Source organism: Microvirga sp. VF16 (assembly GCF_016864375.1).
In the GTDB taxonomy this organism is placed as follows: domain Bacteria; phylum Pseudomonadota; class Alphaproteobacteria; order Rhizobiales; family Beijerinckiaceae; genus Microvirga.
On record NZ_CP069354.1, the window covers coordinates 3,104,417 to 3,122,331 of the forward strand.

The 17,915-nt window shown below is 63.7% G+C and carries 18 protein-coding genes; 2 read left to right on the forward strand and 16 right to left on the reverse strand.

Annotated elements, in window-relative coordinates; all coding sequences use genetic code 11:
* Positions 1-79: 79 nt before the first annotated feature.
* The 4 genes from JO965_RS14465 to JO965_RS14480 form a co-directional block, all read right to left on the reverse strand.
* Positions 80-1,057: a beta-ketoacyl-ACP synthase III gene (locus JO965_RS14465; protein WP_203439587.1), complete on the reverse strand. Its 978-nt coding sequence runs from the start codon at positions 1,055-1,057 to the stop codon at positions 80-82.
* 12 nt (positions 1,058-1,069) lie between these two features.
* The gene (gene plsX, locus JO965_RS14470) at positions 1,070-2,104 is read right to left on the reverse strand and encodes a phosphate acyltransferase PlsX (protein WP_203439588.1); all 1,035 of its coding nucleotides are present in this window, start codon (positions 2,102-2,104) and stop codon (positions 1,070-1,072) included.
* A 143-nt stretch (positions 2,105-2,247) separates the two neighbouring features.
* Positions 2,248-2,763, reverse strand: coding sequence for a DUF177 domain-containing protein (locus JO965_RS14475; RefSeq protein WP_203439589.1), 516 nt, complete (start codon positions 2,761-2,763; stop codon positions 2,248-2,250).
* A 12-nt stretch (positions 2,764-2,775) separates the two neighbouring features.
* Positions 2,776-3,306, reverse strand: coding sequence for a ubiquinol-cytochrome C chaperone family protein (locus tag JO965_RS14480; protein ID WP_203439590.1), 531 nt, complete (start codon positions 3,304-3,306; stop codon positions 2,776-2,778).
* Positions 3,307-3,408: 102 nt separating this feature from the next.
* On the opposite strand from JO965_RS14480, the gene JO965_RS14485 reads away from it, so the two are divergent.
* A complete protein-coding gene (locus JO965_RS14485; protein WP_203439591.1) occupies positions 3,409-3,861 on the forward strand; it encodes an outer membrane protein assembly factor BamE in 453 nt (150 codons plus the stop codon).
* Positions 3,862-3,987: 126 nt separating this feature from the next.
* Here the strand turns inward: JO965_RS14485 and JO965_RS14490 are convergent, their stop codons facing one another.
* The 12 genes from JO965_RS14490 to JO965_RS14545 form a co-directional block, all read right to left on the reverse strand.
* Complete coding sequence (locus JO965_RS14490; protein ID WP_203444190.1) at positions 3,988-6,114, reverse strand: sodium-translocating pyrophosphatase; 2,127 nt, start codon at positions 6,112-6,114, stop codon at positions 3,988-3,990.
* A gap of 156 nt (positions 6,115-6,270) precedes the next feature.
* The gene (locus JO965_RS14495) at positions 6,271-7,500 is read right to left on the reverse strand and encodes an MFS transporter (protein ID WP_203439592.1); all 1,230 of its coding nucleotides are present in this window, start codon (positions 7,498-7,500) and stop codon (positions 6,271-6,273) included.
* Positions 7,475-8,464: a thiamine-phosphate kinase gene (thiL, locus tag JO965_RS14500; protein WP_203439593.1), complete on the reverse strand. Its 990-nt coding sequence runs from the start codon at positions 8,462-8,464 to the stop codon at positions 7,475-7,477. The genes JO965_RS14495 and thiL overlap by 26 nt, the downstream gene beginning before the upstream one ends.
* 27 nt (positions 8,465-8,491) lie before the next feature.
* Entirely contained in the window at positions 8,492-8,974 is a 483-nt protein-coding gene (nusB, locus tag JO965_RS14505) for a transcription antitermination factor NusB (protein ID WP_203439594.1), read from the reverse strand.
* A 2-nt stretch (positions 8,975-8,976) separates the two neighbouring features.
* The gene (gene ribH / locus JO965_RS14510; RefSeq protein ID WP_203439595.1) at positions 8,977-9,468 is read right to left on the reverse strand and encodes a 6,7-dimethyl-8-ribityllumazine synthase; all 492 of its coding nucleotides are present in this window, start codon (positions 9,466-9,468) and stop codon (positions 8,977-8,979) included.
* Positions 9,469-9,709: 241 nt separating this feature from the next.
* Positions 9,710-10,345: a riboflavin synthase gene (locus JO965_RS14515; RefSeq protein WP_203439596.1), complete on the reverse strand. Its 636-nt coding sequence runs from the start codon at positions 10,343-10,345 to the stop codon at positions 9,710-9,712.
* The gene (ribD, locus tag JO965_RS14520; protein WP_203439597.1) at positions 10,345-11,493 is read right to left on the reverse strand and encodes a bifunctional diaminohydroxyphosphoribosylaminopyrimidine deaminase/5-amino-6-(5-phosphoribosylamino)uracil reductase RibD; all 1,149 of its coding nucleotides are present in this window, start codon (positions 11,491-11,493) and stop codon (positions 10,345-10,347) included. Before ribD ends, JO965_RS14515 begins: the two co-directional genes overlap by 1 nt.
* Positions 11,490-11,999 carry a transcriptional regulator NrdR gene (gene nrdR, locus JO965_RS14525; protein ID WP_203439598.1) on the reverse strand — a complete coding sequence of 170 codons (510 nt, stop codon included), beginning with the start codon at positions 11,997-11,999 and terminating at the stop codon, positions 11,490-11,492. The genes ribD and nrdR overlap by 4 nt, the downstream gene beginning before the upstream one ends.
* Before the next feature lie 15 nt (positions 12,000-12,014).
* A complete protein-coding gene (gene glyA, locus JO965_RS14530; protein WP_203439599.1) occupies positions 12,015-13,319 on the reverse strand; it encodes a serine hydroxymethyltransferase in 1,305 nt (434 codons plus the stop codon).
* 177 nt (positions 13,320-13,496) lie between these two features.
* Entirely contained in the window at positions 13,497-14,765 is a 1,269-nt protein-coding gene (locus JO965_RS14535; protein ID WP_203439600.1) for a murein L,D-transpeptidase, read from the reverse strand.
* 263 nt (positions 14,766-15,028) lie between these two features.
* Positions 15,029-15,487, reverse strand: a complete 459-nt coding sequence (locus JO965_RS14540) for a DUF6163 family protein (RefSeq protein ID WP_203439601.1) — start codon at positions 15,485-15,487, stop codon at positions 15,029-15,031.
* Positions 15,487-16,539, reverse strand: a complete 1,053-nt coding sequence (locus JO965_RS14545) for an enoyl-CoA hydratase/isomerase family protein (protein WP_203439602.1) — start codon at positions 16,537-16,539, stop codon at positions 15,487-15,489. Before JO965_RS14545 ends, JO965_RS14540 begins: the two co-directional genes overlap by 1 nt.
* Positions 16,540-16,855: 316 nt before the next feature.
* Here JO965_RS14545 and hemB point away from each other — a divergent pair, with 316 nt between their 5' ends.
* Positions 16,856-17,899 carry a porphobilinogen synthase gene (gene hemB, locus JO965_RS14550; protein WP_203444191.1) on the forward strand — a complete coding sequence of 348 codons (1,044 nt, stop codon included), beginning with the start codon at positions 16,856-16,858 and terminating at the stop codon, positions 17,897-17,899.
* The last annotated feature ends 16 nt before the right edge of the window (positions 17,900-17,915 follow it).

The window sequence follows — 17,915 nt, forward strand, 5'->3', positions numbered from 1 at the left end:
GACGCTATGCAGATGGCTCCCTACGGTCAACCGCCAAGGTAGAATTAGCGGATACCACCAGAGTCGAATCCGTTCCGCCTCACCACCGGATCAGGGCGCTCCCCCAGGTAAAACCGCCGCCGATGGCCTCGATCATGACGAGATCGCCGTCCTTGATGCGCCCATCCTTGCGGGCGACATCCAGGGCCAGAGGGATCGAGGCGGCCGAGGTATTGCCATGCCTGTTGACGGTGATGACCACCTTCTCCTGCGCGATGCCGAGCTTGTCGGCGCTCGCCGTGATGATGCGCTTGTTGGCCTGATGCGGCACGAACCACTTCAGGTCGTCGGCGCTTGTGCCGGTCGCTGTGAAAGCGTCCTGCACCACGTCCGCCACCATGCCGACGGCAAACTTGAAGACCTCGCGGCCCTCCATCTTCAGGACGCCGGTCGTTTTCGTCGAGCCTGGACCGCCATCGACATAAAGCTTGTCCCGGTAACGCCCATCAGACCGAAGATGGGATGTCAGGACGCCCCGGTCGGCCGAAGTGCCTTCGCCCTCCTGGGCTTCGAGCACGATGGCCCCTGCTCCGTCGCCGAACAGCACGCAGGTTGTGCGGTCATTCCAATCGAGGATACGGGAGAATGTCTCGGCACCGACGACAAGGGCGCGCTTGTGCGAACCCGACTGCAGAAACTTGTCCGCCGTTGCCACGGCATAGACGAAGCCCGTGCAGACGGCCTGGAGATCGAAAGCCGCTCCATGGGTCATGCCGATGCCGGTCTGGATCATCGTTGCCGTTGACGGGAAGGTGTAGTCCGGCGTCGAGGTGGCGCAGATGACGAGATCGATGTCGGCCGCCGTGAGCCCGGCATCGGCCAGGGCGGCTTCCGCCGCCTTGATGCCGAGAACGGATGTGGTTTCGTCATCATCCGCAATGTGGCGCTCTTCGATGCCGGTCCTCTGCACGATCCACTCGTGCGAGGTCTCGACCAGCTTCTCAAGGTCCTGATTTGTCAGCTTGCGTCTCGGCAGATAGGAGCCGATGCCGCGTACGACGGAACGGGTGCGTTTCAAGATGCGCCTTCCTCAGGCCGTTTGGCCAACCGGATCATGGTCCAACATGCTCCGGATCGTGTTCATCAATTCAAAATGCGCCATGTCGTAAGCGACGTCGATGGCGCTCGCGAAGCCGAGATCGTCCGTGCCACCATGGCTTTTGACGACCACTCCTTCGAGCCCCAGGAAGACGCCGCCATTGACCTTGCGCGGGTCCATCTTGTCCCGGAGAGCGTTAAAGGCCTGTTTCGCGAACAGGTACCCGATCTTCGCCATCAGGGTGCGGCTCATGGCCGAACGCAGATACTGGGCGATCTGCTTAGCCGTTCCCTCGGCAGTCTTCAGGGCAATATTGCCCGTGAATCCCTCGGTCACGACCACGTCGACTGTGCCTTTGCCAATATCGTCGCCCTCGACGAAGCCGCGATAATCCAGGTGCGGGAAGGTCGATTCCTTCAGAATCCGGCTGGCTTCCTTGACCGCCTCGATCCCCTTGATCTCTTCCGTGCCGACGTTGAGGAGACCCACGGTCGGGCGATCCAGGTCGAACACGATGCGCGCCATGGCAGCGCCCATGATTGCCATATCCACCAGATGGCCCGCATCGGCGCCGATGGTCGCACCGACATCGAGCACGATGCTCTCGTCCCTTAAGGTCGGCCACATGCAGGCAATCGCCGGGCGTTCGATATGCGCCATGGTCTTGAGGCAGACCTTGGCGGTCGCCATCAGGGCCCCGGTGTTACCGGCCGAGACGGCGGCATCGGCCTCCCCATCCCGGACGGCCTGGACAGCCCGCCACATGGAAGACTTGCCCCGCCCCATCCGGATGGCCTGACTGGGCTTTTCGTCCATGGCGATGGCGATGTCCGTATGGCGCAGCTCGGTCGCTTCCTTCAGCTTGGGATGAGCGTTCAGGAGAGGTGCAACAATCGTTTCATTGCCGAACATCAGGAAACGGAGATCGGGATGGCGCTCCAAGGCCAAGGCTGCGCCCGGGATCACGACGGACGGACCGTGATCGCCCCCCATCGCATCAAGCGAAATACGCACCGGCTTCGGCATAAACGATTGTTCTTTCTTTTTTAAGTCATTCAACAGGGGGCGGAAAATAGCGGTTTGCTTTCGCTCCGCAACTGAATTCTGTAGTCCTGCGATCAGCCCCGACGTGCTGGAGATATGGGTTGAGGATGACTGCTACCAGCCCCTTACTTGCCTTCCTTTAGCTTGTTCAAGGCGGCGAACGGCGTATCCTTCTCGTCGGAAGGATCGGTATAGCTGAAGTCGACGCCGGGCTTGCGCGGATAGGGATCGAGGCCGAGGGCCAGGAACTCCGCCGTGAGCGCGCCGAGGTCAATCTGGCTATTCACGATCTCATCCGGCGGCTCATATTCGTTGATATCGGTCGGAGGTTCCGCCGGCATCCCTGAAGGCTCCGCGAAATCGACCTCGACCTCTTCCTCAATCATGGAATCGAATGGGTCGAGAGTCATCACGCAGACCTGGGTGATCGAGGCCTTGACCACGCCCATCACATGGATGCCCTTGGCGGAAGCTTTCAGCTGGTAGTCCCCGGAGAGCGCCTGGATCCCCGGCAGGCCGAAATCCCGGGCCAGCGCGGCACATTCCTCGGCCGTCGCCTCCACATGGACCTCCTGCCCGCGAGGCGGGATCTTCATGACGTCGATAAGCCGCGACAAAGGCCCCACGGTTTCGGGTGTCATCGGGTTGCCTCCTTAAGCAAAGGTCTCGGGCACGGGAAAAACGGGCCCTGTCTCCAGAAGCGTATCCAGATCCACTGCCTTGAATCCCTGGTCGGCTGCGAGGGCATAACGCGCCAGAGGCGTGGCCGGTGCCTCGCTGCCATAGACGTTGCGGCCGAGGGCCAGCGCCAAACCTTCCTCGTCGGCGTCATTGAGAGGGGCATCATAGGCATGGGCTCGCCCGTAGAAGGATTCGGCGACTTTCTTCATCCGCTTCGGCACGACGGTGTCACCGACGCCCATTTCCCTTAAGGAAGCATCCATGTCGCGGAAGAAGGCGTCGGTCAGGTCCTTGGCGACCTCAGCGGCCGGATGCGAGAGCTCGCGCAGGGCACGCAGGGCCAATACCATATGCAGCGAGAGGGCCTCGAACCGCCCCTCCAGGGTGTCCGGGATGCCAAGTGCCGCATAGAGCCCAGGGTTGCGCGATGCCGTCGCAATTCTCTTGTAGAGAGTCGCGATGGTGGTTCGCCGGGGGTCCTTGCGGAAGAGACTGAAGATCACGGCTCTGCCCTTCCAAGCTTGTCAAAATCGTAGCCTCGGGTTACGCCATCACCATCCGTAGGCGCAAGCTTATCCGCGCCGCATTTCTGGAAGAACCGTACGATGCGTCGATATCATACTCTTTTGGTGCGCCTGGCTACTGCAACCGTTCTCGCCTCGTCCGTAGCCGCCTGCACGATGGGCGACGAGTTCCAACGCGGCTACGTCGTGGATGAGCGCGCCGTCGCTTCGGTGAAGAAGGGTATGAGCGCCGATCAGGTCCTCCAGACCCTCGGAACTCCTTCGACCGTGTCCACCGTCGGCAACCGCAACTGGTACTATATCAGCCAGAAATCCCGTCGCACGCTGCAGTTCATGGGCGAGCAGGTGGTCGATCAGCAAGTCACGGCCGTCTATTTCGACCAGGGTCTACGGGTCGAGCGCGTTGCCCTTTACGGCCTGCAGGACGGCAAGGTCTTCGACTTCATCAGCCGCACCACCCCGGCTGGCGGCGAGGAATCCAGCTTCCTCGGTCAGATCTTCAAGGGCATGACCAGCTTCAACCCGTTCGGCTGATCCGACAGCAGCACGAGAATTCGGGATGGCCGGGCTTTCGTCCCGGCCATTTTCTTTGCGTCCGCCAGCCAAAGAAGAAGCCCACGGCTCTCGCCGCGGGCTTGATGCTGTTTGACCGCGCTGCTCTTACGAATGTGCGAGGATCGCGAGGAGCAGCAAGGCGATGATGTTGGTGATCTTGATCGCCGGGTTCACGGCAGGGCCTGCCGTGTCCTTGTAGGGGTCGCCGACGGTGTCGCCCGTGACGGAAGCCTTGTGGGCGTCAGAGCCCTTATGGTGGGTTGTGCCGGAGGCATCCGTGAAGCCGTCCTCGAAGGACTTCTTGGCGTTGTCCCAGGCACCGCCGCCCGAGGTCATCGAGATGGCGACGAACAGGCCCGTGACGATCACGCCGAGAAGCATGGCGCCCACGGCCGAGAAGGCCTCGGACTTGCCTGCCACCCAATAGACGATGAAGTAGGTCACGATCGGCGCCAGCACCGGCAGGAGCGAGGGCACGATCATTTCCTTGATCGCGGCGCGGGTGAGCATGTCGACGGCGCGACCGTAATCGGGACGGTCGGTACCGGCCATGATGCCCGGCCTCTCGCGGAACTGACGACGCACTTCCTCCACCACCGAGCCCGCTGCCCGGCCAACCGCCGTCATGGCGATGCCGCCGAACAGGAACGGGATGAGGCCGCCGAACAGGAGACCGACCACCACGTAAGGGTTCGTCAGGGAGAAGTTCGGCGCCACGCCCTGGAAGTATGGGTATTGTGCCGCGTTCTGGGTGAAGTAGTTCAGGTCCGACGTATAGGCCGCGAACAGCACCAGGGCGCCAAGACCGGCAGAACCGATGGCATAGCCCTTGGTCACCGCCTTCGTGGTGTTGCCGACCGCGTCGAGAGCGTCCGTCGACTTGCGGACCTCCTTCGGCAGCCCGGCCATTTCAGCAATGCCGCCGGCATTGTCGGTCACCGGCCCGAAGGCATCGAGGGCCACGATCATGCCGGCGAGTGCCAGCATGGCCGTCACGGCGATCGCGATGCCGAACAGACCGGCGAGCTTGAAGGCCACGATGATGCCCGCGATGATGACGATGGTCGGCAGCGCGGTCGCTTCCAGCGAGACCGCGAGGCCCTGGATCACGTTCGTGCCATGGCCCGTCACGGATGCTTGTGCAATGGAGCGCACGGGGCGGAAGCCGACGCCGGTATAGAACTCCGTGATGACCACGATCAGCGCCGTCACGGCGAGACCGATGATCGCGCACCAGAACAGAGCCTGACCCGTGAAGTCGGCACCAGGAACTGCCCCAAAACCTATCATCTGCCACGTGACCACGGCAATTGCCGCCGCGGACAGGATGCCGGTCACGATGAGGCCCTTGTAGAGCGCGCCCATGATGGACTCGTTCTGCCCGAGCTTCACGAAGAAGCTGCCGATGATCGAGGTGACGATGCAGGCCGCGCCGATGGCGAGCGGATACATCAGCATGGTGTCGAGGGTCGCCTGGCCGGCGAAGAAGATCGCCGCGAGAACCATAGTGGCGACCACGGTCACCGCGTAGGTCTCGAACAGGTCGGCCGCCATGCCGGCGCAGTCGCCGACATTGTCGCCCACGTTGTCGGCGATGGTGGCTGGATTGCGCGGGTCGTCCTCCGGAATGCCGGCCTCGACCTTGCCCACGAGATCGCCGCCCACGTCGGCACCCTTGGTGAAGATACCGCCGCCGAGACGGGCGAAGATCGAGATCAGCGAAGCACCGAAGCCCAGGGCCACAAGGCTGTCGATGACCACGCGGTCGGAGGGGTTCAGGCCGGAGACGCGGGTCAGGTAGCCATAATAGAGAGCGACCCCGAGAAGGGCGAGACCGGCCACCAGCATGCCGGTGACGGCGCCCGCCTTGAAGGCGACGTCAAGACCGCCGCCGAGCGATTGGGTTGCGGCTTGGGCGGTGCGGACATTGGCCCGAACCGACACGTTCATGCCGATGAAGCCTGCCGCTCCGGAAAGAATGGCGCCGATGGCAAAGCCGATGGCGACCCGAATGCCGAGGAAGTAGGCGATGATGGCGAATAGAACGACGCCCACAACGGCAATAGTTGCGTATTGCCTGCGGAGATAGGCTTTCGCGCCTTCGGCAATCGCACCGGCGATTTCCTGCATGCGCTGAGAACCGGCGTCCCGCTTCATCACATCGCTAATGGCCCAAAAGCCATAGGCAATCGAAAGAAGGCCGCCCAAGATAATTAGGGTGAGTGCCATCATGCCATCCTTGTTATGGGAAAGCAGAAAGCCGCTCATCAAGGCCTGTTTCCTGACCTCGACCGGCCCCTACCCCCAGCGAACGTCATATTTGGTGGCAAAAAACTAGGCCGTTCGCAACAATCCTACCGACGCAACTCACAGGAAGGCCTTAATACTTTAAGCGGGTGCGATGCCCTTCGTCCTCTGCCGCCAAGCTAGCAGAATTAGAGCGACGATGACGGGCGGGAAGACCAGCCAGTTCACGCTTTCCCAGCCTCCGGCACTCAGCAGCTTCCCCGACGAGAACGAGGCGATGGCGACCGAGCCGAAGATGAGAAAGTCGTTGGCGGCCTGGACTTTGGCGCGTTCCTCTGGCCGGTAGCATTCGATCACCAGGACGGTGGCCCCGATAAAGCCGAAGTTCCAGCCGAGCCCAAGAAGGACGAGTGTTATCCAGAAATGCGCGATGCTGATGCCGGACAGGCCGATGATGGCCGAAAGAGCGATCAGCACGAGGCCGGTGGCCGTCACCCGTTTCTTGCCGAATCGGGCGATCAGGCGACCGGTGAAGAAGCTCGGCCCGAACATGGCCAGGATATGCCACTGGATGCCGAGCGCCGCCGCGCCGACCGGATGACCGCAGCCGATCATCGCCAGTGGCGCCGCCGTCATCATGAAGGTCATAAGGCTATAGGAAACGAGGCCAGAGACCGCCGCCACGATGAAACGGGGCTGGCGCACGATCTCGATCAGGGGCCGGCCACCGGCCTTCGTGGCGGCAACGCTGATGGGGGCTGGCCGCAGGAACGAAACGACGATCATTGAGAGCAGAGCCAGGGTTGCCTGCCCCAGGAAGGCACCGGCGAAGGGAGCGGCTTCGACCGCGTCCCGGGTCCAGATCACAGTCTGAGGCCCGATCACGCCTGCCACCAGGCCGCCTGTCATGACCCAGGAGATTGCCCTGGGCTTGAAGGCCTCGGAGGCCGCGTCGGTGGCGGCGAAGCGATAGCTCTGGTTGAACGAGCCGTAGCTGCCGATGATGAAGGTGCCGAGGCAGAACAGGACGAAACTGAACGAGGCGATGCCAAAGGCGGCAAGGCAACCGCCCGCAAGGCCGATTCCGGCCCCGATGATGTAGCCGATGCGCCGCCCTGCCTTGCGCATCAGCATCGCGGCCGGAATGGTGCCGAGAGCCAGACCGAGATTGAGCAGGCTGACCGGGAGCGTCGCCAATTCCTTGTTCGACGCAAGGGCTTGGCCGACGAGGCCGCCAAGCGACACCACGATGGCCGGGCTCGAGCCGCCGAGAGCCATGGCGGCCGCGAGAACCACGGCATTGTGCTTGGCGATGGCGTCGCTGGAAAATGCCTGGAAGGAAGTGTCAGAAATGCTGGTAGGAGCCGACATCGTAGCGTCTTTCGAGATCGTTCATCCGAAAGACCGGCAGATCTTGTCCTGAGACGACTCGGCCGATGACGGACAGGGTGATCCCGACGCTATCGGCCTCTTTCCGGAAACTGTCGAGATTCTTTTCCGGAACGCTGCAGAGAATCTCGTAATCGTCCCCGCCGGTCAGGGCGAGATCGAGCAGGTCGGGCGAAGCCTGGACAGCCCTCACCGCGGCGGCCGACAGCGGGACCTGATCCGCTTCGATGAGAGCGCTGACGCCACTCGCCCGCATCATCTTGGCGAGATCGCCGGCGAGACCGTCGGAGACGTCCATGGCGGCGCTGGCGTGGTTGCGCAGAGCTGCAGCGAGACGATGGCGCGGCCGGGGATGGAGATAACGGTCGGCCAGATGCGCCTTGTCTTCAGGCGAGAGACCCTCGGCCCAGGCCGGGGCGGAGCGGAGCGTCAGCCCGAGCGCCGCATCGCCGATGGTGCCGGTGACGCAGATGATATCCCCGACTTGCGCCGTAGTGCGCCGGACCATCCGACCCGCCGGCACTTCTCCGACAGCGGTCACGGAGAGGGTCAGGGGTCCCCTCGCCTTCACGGTATCGCCACCGAGGAGCGGGCAGGAGAAATCCCGGGACGCCTCTCCCAACCCAGCAGCAAAATCGGCAAGCCAGTTCTCCGTCCAGTCACCGGGCAGGGCAAGGCTGAGCAGGAAGCCGGCAGGGTCGGCGCCCTTGGCGGCGAGATCCGAGACATTCACCCCTAGCGCTTTCCGGGCAATGGAGCCGGGAGCATCCTCGGGCAGAAAGTGGACGTGCTCGACTAGCGCATCGACGGTGAGGACGAGATCGTGGCCGGGCTTCGGGGTGAGGCGGGCAGCGTCGTCCTTGAGGCCAAGGCCGCCTTCACCGGCGATGGGGGCGAAGAAGCGGGCGATCAGACTGTCCTCGCCGGGGCGTTCCTTCGAACTCATCGGCTGACAATCCCCGCCCGCATCGTCTTACCGCTTGCCCTGCCCGGCGGCCTTCTTTTCCAGCTCACCGGGGCGGACATCGCGGGTGACCTTGTCGAGCACCGCATTTACGAGGCCGGGCTCGTCCTCACCGTAGAAGCCGTGTGTGACGTCCACATATTCGGTGATGACGACGCGCGCGGGCACGTCCTTGCGGAACATCAGCTCATAGCCGCCCGCGCGCAGGATGGCCCGCAGCACCGCTTCGACGCGCTTCAGCGGCCAGTCGGTGGCAAGGGCATTGTCGATCTTCACGTCGATCTCGCGCTGGTTCTTGACCACGCCCGAGAGAATGTCGCGGAAGAAAGCGTTGTCCGACGGCTGGAACTCGATGCCCTCGACCTCACGGCCGATCCAGAAGGTCTCGAACTCGGCGAGCGCGTCGAGTACGGTTTTGCCCGACACGTCCATCTGATAAAGGGCCTGGACGGCAGCGAGGCGAGCGGCCGAGCGCTCTGCTGGCTTCGTCATGATCAGCCCTCCACGAGTTGGCGCTTGATGCGCAGGACAGCCAGAGCCGCGTCCACCGCTCCTCCGCCCTTATTCAATTCATTCACCTTCGCGCGGGTCCAAGCCTGCTCCTCATTCTCCACGGTGAGGATGCCGTTGGCGAGAGGAATGCGGCGCTCGACCGACAGGTCCATCAGGGCGCGAGCGCTCTCGCCGGCGACGATGTCGTAATGCCCGGTCTCGCCGCGGATGACGCAGCCGAGAGCCACGACGGCGTCGTAGGGCCTGCCGGCCTTCTCGGCGGCATCGAGGGCGATCGCGATGGTGGCCGGGATTTCGAGCGCACCGTCGAGCGTCAGCACATCCATGCTCGCCTGTGCCGCCTCGACCGCGCCTTTCGCGCCGCGCAGAAGCTCATCGGCGAGGTCATCGTAGAAGCGGGCTTCGACGATCAGGATGCGGGCGCCGGGGACCGGCAGACGGGGGTTTTTCGGCTTATCGGAAGGCGCGACCATGTGGCTCAAAAACCTTTATCAGTGTCGTCTCTCAATCGGAGTGCCCAGCCGATAAAGCGTTGGCAGCCCTCCTCCCCCTTGTGGGGAGGAGTTGGAGGTGGGGGTGTCAGCGTCACATTCTGAACGATTGGCGCTCACACCCCCACCCTGGCCCTCCCCACAAGGGGGAGGGAAACCCGCGCTGCATCCTTATCGGCCGGACCCTCAAGCTGAGGGCTATGTCAAGGAAAGTTAAACGTCCCTACTCCGCCCGGCGCGCATCCGCAAGCCGCGCGGCATAGCGCGCCATGAGATCGACTTCGAGATTGAGCTTGTCGCCCACCTGCCGCTCGCCCCAGGTGGTGACGGCGAGGGTGTGCGGGATGATGAGCACGGAGAACATGTCGTCGTTGACGGAATTCACCGTCAGCGACGTGCCGTCGAGGCAGACGGAACCCTTTTCAGCGATGAACGGGGCCAGCGCCGGCGGCGCCTTGATGGTGAAGCGGGCGGTCGGTCCCCATGGATCGTCGCCGGCGGTGATCGCTTCCTTGGCCACGATGGTGGCGATGCCGTCCACGTGTCCAGTGACGATATGGCCGCCGAGCTCGTCGCCGATCTTCAGCGAACGCTCCAGATTGACCTTGGTACCGGACTGCCAATCGCCCACGGTGGTGCGATCCAGGGTTTCGGCGGCGGCATCCACATCGAACCAGCAACCGCCCTCGCGTGGGCCGACAGCGACCACAGTGAGGCATGGCCCGCCACAGGCGATGGAGGCGCCGAGCGCAATGGTGGCGGGGTCGAAGGATGCATGGATGCGCAGGCGCTTCAGGGTTCCTTGAGCCCCCTCGGCGGTTGCAATCTCACCGACATCGGTGACGATACCCGTAAACATCAGGGTCTCTCCCAGAACATGAAAAGATCGGGGCCGATCTGCTCCTCGGCCCAGCCATCGAGAAGGTCCATGCGGTCCTGGAGCGACGGGCCGAGGGCCGGCGCATCGCCCTGCCCTCGGGCTGAGCGGCCGGTGATCAGGACCAGCTCATCGATAAGATCGGCCCCGGCGAGCGCATCCGCCAGTTCGGGGCCGCCCTCGCAGAAAATCTGTGTCAGGCCGCGTGTGCCGAGAAACTGCAACGCCTCCTCCAGCAAGACGCGGCCATCCGCACCCGCCGAGACCCGCAGGACTTCGACGCCCTGAGCGGTGAGCACTTTTTCCGCCTCGACCGGCGCCTCGACCGTCGTCACGATCCAGGTCGGGATGTCGTGTGCCCCAGAGACCACGCGAGCGGTTGGAGGCGTCCGCAGACTGGAATCGACAATGATGCGGATAGGCGAGCGGGCCTCAAGACCCGGCAGGCGCACATTGAGCAGCGGATCGTCTGCAAGAACGGTGCCGACCCCGACCATGATCGCATCGGCATGGGCGCGCATCAGATGGACTTTTGCATTGGCAATTTCACCGGTGAGCATCAGGCGCGGACCGTGGCGCGATCCGGCAAAGCCCTCGGTGCTGCGGGCAAGCTTCACCGTCACCGCGGGCCGCCCCTTGGTGACGCGGGTGATGTGACCACGGTGAAGCCTTTGACCTTCGCGGGCAAGGCATCCGGACGACATAGCAATGCCCGCCTGCGCGAAACGATCCCGTCCCTGCCCACCGGCAAAGGGGCTCGGATCGGATACGCTGACCACCAGCCGCTCGATCCCCGCGGCAACGATGAGATCGGTGCAGGATGCACCGTGATTGCTGCTGCTGCGGGCCGCGCAGGGCTCCAAGGTTACGTAAAGCGTCGCGCCCCTGGCCCGCTCGCCGGCAGCCCCCAGCGCCACCCGCTCCGCATGCGGCCTACCTCCGGGCTGCGTCGCGCCTTGAGCGACGATGACCGACGCGTCGCCGCTCTCATCCACGACGACCGCGCCGACCGACGGATTCGGCCAGGTCAGGCCGAGGTGGCGCTCGCCCAGGGCAATCGCCAAGCGCATGAAGCGCTCATCCTGACTGGCCCGTTCGGATTGCTGCCCTGTCGCCCCCGGAGAATTCATTGCTCGCTCGGGGCGCGCTTTTTCTTCGGCGGAGGCGGCAGATCGTCCTCTGACTCGCCCTCAGCCAGCTTGCCAAGAATCTCCTCGAAGTCCTTGGCCTCACGGAAATTCTTGTAGACGGAAGCAAAGCGGACATAGGCCACGTCATCGAGGCCCTTCAGCCCTTCCATGACGAGTTCACCCACCGTCTCGCTCGGCACCTCGCCATCGCTCATGCTTTCGAGCTGGCGCACGATGCCGTTGATCATCCGCTCGACCCGCTCGGGATCGACCGGACGCTTGCGCAGGGCAACTTCCACCGATTGTTGGAGCTTATCCCGGTCGAACGGCACCCGCCGGCCGGAGCGCTTCAGGACCGTCAGCTCGCGCAGTTGCACGCGCTCGAAGGTCGTGAAGCGACCGCCGCAATCCGGGCAGATGCGGCGGCGACGGATGGACGAGGAATCGTCCGTGGGGCGGGAATCCTTCACCTGGGTGTCCAGGCTCCCGCAATAGGGGCAACGCATAGATCAGCCCAAACCTCAGGTGTAAATCGGGAACCGGCGGGTCAGCTCGTGAACGCGCTGCTTGACCGATTCCTCAATTGCCGCGTTGGCCTCGTCGCCGTGTTTGGCGAGGCCATCGAGGGTCTCGACGATCAGCTCACCCACCTTCCTGAACTCGGCGACGCCGAAGCCGCGCGAGGTGGCAGCGGGGGTGCCGAGACGGATGCCGGAGGTCACCATCGGCTTTTCGGGGTCGAAAGGCACGCCGTTCTTGTTGCAGGTGATATGGGCGCGGCCAAGGGCTGCTTCCGCCGCTTTGCCGGTGAGCTTCTTCGGACGCAGGTCGACCAGCATCAGGTGGTTGTCCGTGCCGCCGGCCACGATGGCATAGCCGCCCTCCAGCATGGCGTCGGCCAGCACCTTGGCGTTGTCGACCACTGAGCGGGCATAGAGCTTGAACTCTGGACGCAGGGCCTCACCGAATGCGACGGCTTTCGCCGCGATCACGTGCATGAGCGGACCACCCTGGAGGCCGGGGAAGATCGCGGAATTGACCTTCTTGGCAATGTCCTCCTCATTGGTGAGGATCATGCCGCCGCGCGGGCCGCGCAGGGTCTTGTGGGTTGTAGTGGTGACCACATGGGCATGGGGGAACGGCGATGGGTGCGCGCCGCCGGCCACGAGGCCCGCGAAATGCGCGATGTCCACCATGAAGAAGGCACCGACCTCGTCAGCGATCTCACGGAAGCGGGCGAAATCCCAGAAACGGGAATAGGCCGAGCCGCCAGCCACGATCACCTTCGGCTTGTGCTCGCGGGCGAGGCGCGCGACCTCGTCCATGTCGATGATCTGGTCGCTCTCGCGCACCTTGTAGCTGACCACGTTGAACCACTTGCCGGACATGTTGACCGGAGAGCCGTGGGTCAGGTGGCCGCCGCAGGCGAGATCGAGGCCCATGAAGGTGTCGCCGGGCTTCATCAGCGCCATGAACACGGCCTGATTGGCCTGGGAGCCGGAATTGGCCTGGACGTTGGCGAACTTGCAGTCGAACAGGCGCTTGGCGCGCTCGATAGCAAGCTCCTCGGCCATGTCGACGAACTGGCAGCCGCCGTAATAGCGGCGGCCCGGATAGCCTTCCGCGTATTTGTTGGTCATCACCGAGCCCTGGGCCTCCAGGACGGCCCGGGAGACGATGTTCTCGGAGGCGATCAACTCGATCTCGTCGCGCTGGCGGCCGAGTTCGAGCCCGATGGCCCGGGCGATCTCGGGATCGCTGTCGGCGAGGCTCGCCGAGAAAAAGCTATTGGACAGATGGCTGCGTGCCGCTTCACTCGCGCTCATGGGTTAACCCTCGCCTTCCTGTGAGCCCGGCTCGAACCGGCCGCTCGGACTGAATTTGCCCAGGCCTTTATCATGGCTGGCTCAAGGGAGCCAACCCACGCTTGAGACATGTCTACTAAGCTTTTGAAATGCAACAGCCCGCCAGGGGCGGGCTGTCGGGAGCGTTGTCTCAGAATCTCAGTTCTGCAGGAACATCTCGGCGTCCGGCTCGGTCGGGGTGCGGCTCGCGACCGGGATGGCGTTGCCGAGGCCGTCCTTGTTGTAGATGTCGTCGCGGAACTGCACGAGGCCGTCCGGGGTCGCCCAGGCGGTGACATAGACCCAGTGGATCGGAACCGCCTGCGCCAGACGGGCGTCGATGCGCTCACCGGACTTGAAGGTCGCGTCGATCTGCTCGCGGGTCCAGCCCGGGGTGTCCTTCAGGAGCCACTCGATGTAGTCGCGCACGTTCTGGATGCGGATGCAGCCCGAGGAGACGAAGCGGAAATCGTCACCGAAGATACCCTTGGAGGGCGTATCGTGCATGTAGACGCCGTGCTGGTTCGGGATGTTGATGCGCACGAAGCCCATGGAGTTCAGGTCGCCGCCCGGATCCTGGCGGAAGCGATAGCGGGTCGCCTCGTCCGAGAACCAGTTGATCTGGCTGGAGGGAACCTCCTGCCCGGCCGCATTGAAGATGCGGATCCTGTTCTCGGTGAGGTAGTTCGGCTCCTTCTGCATCTTCGGAATGAGGTCCTTTTTGACCACCGAGGCAGGAGCCGTCCAGAACGGGTTGAAGTTGATCTCGACGACCTTGGAATTGAGCAGCGGCGACTGACGGTCGATCTTGCCGACGCCGGCGGCGTGGCGGGTGTGGACGACGCCGCCCTCCACCGTCTCGACGAGAGCGGCGGGGATGTTGGCGACGATGTATTTGTTCGTCAGTCCGGAGGCGAGGCTGCGCAGGCGAGCCACGTTGATCTCAAGCTGGCGGATGCGCATCTCGACCGGCACGTTCATGGCAACGACGGTCGGGCCAGTCATGGTGCCGGTGGAGCTGATGCCGTGGCGGGCCTGGAAGCGGCGTACGCCGGCCTCGACGTAGGAATCGAAGATCGGCGATTCGCCGGCTGTCTGGTCGAGATCGCCGGTAACGATCAGGCGCTGGCGCAGCGCGATGACGGCCGGGCTCTTCGAGCCGATGCGCAGGCCCTGGACGCCCTGGACAGGCTGCCAGCCGCCGCGGGCGGCGATGTTGCGGTAATACTCGATCATCTGCTCGGTGGCAGCGAGCGACTCGGCCGAGACCATCGGGGTCGAGGTCCGCTGCACGCGGGTGCGGGAGACTGCCTCGTAGTTCTGCGACCACTCGGCCTGGCTCTGCGCGAATTGCTGGGCCAAGGCTCCGGTAGCCGGCGTGAAGATCAGGGCGAGCGATCCGGTCAGGAGGGTACGGCGAGAGAACATGAGCGCAGGCTCTTCCCGGTTAGATGTTGTCGACTGTGGAAGCGGCGGACGAATATCCGCATCTGCCCCCTCTCCCAGCGATAAGTGCCGGGATAGGATTAAAGAACGGTATCGAAAACGAGGAACATCGGGGCCGTTTTATGGCAAACGGGCCTGTCCGGAGTTTCTCGAGCCTCGGAACCGCCTTCGGCGCCTATGTAACTTTGAACTGTGCTCTTGAGGATACACTTCTGCGTGAGGAGCTTGGCCGTTCCGCAGCCGCCTCAGTGGTTCTCCTGAGCCGCCAGCCATGACATGCCGAGATAGACGGTCATCAGCGTCAGGAAGAATGCCACTGTCATGACGCCGCCGGAGACGATCCCTGGGAAAAATGCCGCGAGAATCAGGTGGCTCATGATGGCGAGCAGCCACATGATGCCGCCCCAAGTGCTCGCCATCCAAAGGCCGACCGCCGCGATCAGGTCGATCAGGGCGAAGTAGATGATGGTGGCCTGATAGCCCGTCGAGCGTGCCTCGAACTGGCCGATGGGGGTCCAGATGCCCAGGATTACGGCCCAGGCGCTCAGGCCCTTCATGATCCAGAGGATCGCCAGGACCCGCATGAACCAGGTGAGCACGAAGCTCCAGCGCATGATGGTGGGCGCGACGGGACGCTCCTCGATGCGATCGGACAGATACTCCCGCGCCGCAGTGGATGAGCTTTGGCTGCCGTTGCGTGCCATCAGGCGATCTCCAGGTCCCGGTCGCCGAGGCTGGCGAAGTGACGGTTGATGATGGCCCTGTCCACCTTATCCAGGGAAGCGGGCTGCCAGCGCGGCTGGTTGTCCTTGTCTATCAGGACTGCCCGCACACCCTCATAGAAGTCATGGCCATCGCCGATCCGGGACACGATACGGAACTCGGTCTTCATGGCCTCCTCGAAATCCATGGACGTTCCGCGGCGGACCTGCTCGAAGGCGAGATTCATACTGGTCGGCGATTTCGCCCGCATGCCTGCGGCGGTCTTGGCGGCGAACTCTGACCCGTTTGCCGCAGCCTGGTCGAGGCGGGCCAGGATCTCGACGACGCTATCGGCGGAGAAGCAGGAATCGATGATCTCCCTCTCAGTCTCCAGCGGAGCCTGATCGGGATCGGTCGCGACCCGGGACAGGGCCACCTCGACGGGATCTCCGGCGATCAGCGCCTCGCGCAATCCCTCGATATTTCCGCTCGGAACCGCATGGGTCGCAAGCCCCAGCATCATCGCATCGGCGCGTTTGACCCGCTCGCCTGTGAGGGCAAGATACATGCCAGTCTGCCCCGGCAGACGCGGGAGCGCATAGGTCGCGCCGACATCAGGGAAAAACCCTATGCCGACCTCGGGCATGGCGAAGAGATAGCGGTCGCCTGCGATCCGATAGGCGCCATGCAGCGACACGCCGACACCGCCGCCCATGACGATCCCGTCGATGAGGGAGACATACGGCTTTGGATAGCGCTTGATGGCAATGTTGAGCTGATATTCCTCGCGCCAGAAGGCGAGCGCCTCCTCGCGCCTTCCGGCCTTGAGGTCCTCGGTGAGCTGCCGGATGTCGCCACCGGCGCAGAAGGCCTTCTCGCCCGCGCCCTGGACGACGATCCGCGTGACGGAGGGGTCCTGCGCCCAGGCATCGAGCGCCCGGCGGATCTCGCGCACCATGTTCAGGGTCAGAGCGTTGAGCGCCTTCGGACGGTTGAGCGTGATGAGACCCGCCTCGCCCTGCTTCGCGCAGAGAACTTCAACGCTCTCGTCCATGGAACACTCCTTCATCTCGCTGCGGCTTAAAACAAGGCGCAGGCTAGCCGTCAATGGACACAGTGTCATTCGCGGAAGGACGCGGAGCTGAGAGGAAGGGACCGCACCCACGCGCTCGGCGCTATGATCCTCTTCCCTCGCCTTCGGCTCGCCCAAGGGTGACACCCCACGTCAGCCGTCAATGTATGGCTGGTTTGAGGGCAATTTCACATGGATTGGGCCGAACTGCGACCTCGAGCCCTTTTTTAGAGCGTTTTAAATGTGCTAACCCTCTTGGCCTCCGCCGGCGCATCGAAGCTGGCATTGGATGAGGATGATGTCGAAACTGTCGCCGTTCCCCCGCCGCACCTCGGATGAAGCTCCCTCTTCCTCCCTGAACCTGTCCCACCGCCTGCGACGCAACCGCAAGGCCGAGTGGTCGCGGCGGCTGGTGCGCGAGAACGTGCTGACCGCGAACGACCTGATCTGGCCGATCTTCATCGTCGAGGGCGCCAGCGGGCGCCAGCCTGTGACGTCCATGCCCGGCGTCGAGCGCCTCACCATCGGCGAGGCGGTGCGCGAGGCCGAGCGGGCAGCGTCTCTCAACATTCCCGCCATCGCGCTCTTTCCCTACACCGATCCTTCCTTGCGCGATCCGACTGGGTCCGAGTCGCTCAACAGCCGCAATCTGGTCTGCCGCGCGGTGCGCGAGATCAAGAAGGCCGTGCCGAATATCGGCATCATCTGCGACGTCGCGCTCGATCCTTATACGAGTCACGGCCATGACGGCGTGATGGACGGCGATCGCATCCTCAACGACGAGACGGTCTCTCTCCTGGTGCGTCAGGCTGTGCTCCAGGCGGAGGCGGGAGCCGACATCATCGCCCCATCCGACATGATGGACGGGCGCGTGGCCGCCATCCGCGAAGGTCTCGACGAGGCCGGCTTCCAGGACGTGCAGATCATGGCCTATGCGGCGAAATACGCCTCCGCGTTCTACGGGCCGTTCCGGGACGCCATCGGCACCAGCGCGACGCTCGTCGGCGACAAGCGCACCTACCAGATGGATCCGGCGAATTCCGACGAGGCCATGCGCGAGATCGCCCTCGATCTCGAGGAAGGCGCGGATATGATCATGGTCAAGCCCGGCCTGCCCTATCTCGACATCGTGCGCCGCGCAAAGGACACCTTCGCCGTTCCGACCTTCGCCTACCAAGTCTCCGGCGAGTATGCCATGATCCAGGCCGCAGCCGCCAACGGCTGGATCGACGGAGAACGGGCGATGATGGAAAGCCTTCTGGCCTTCAAGCGTGCTGGCGCGGACGGCATCCTTACCTATTTCGCCCCCCAGGTTGCGGAAAAGCTGAAAAATCAGGGCTGAAAGCCGACGCCAATAG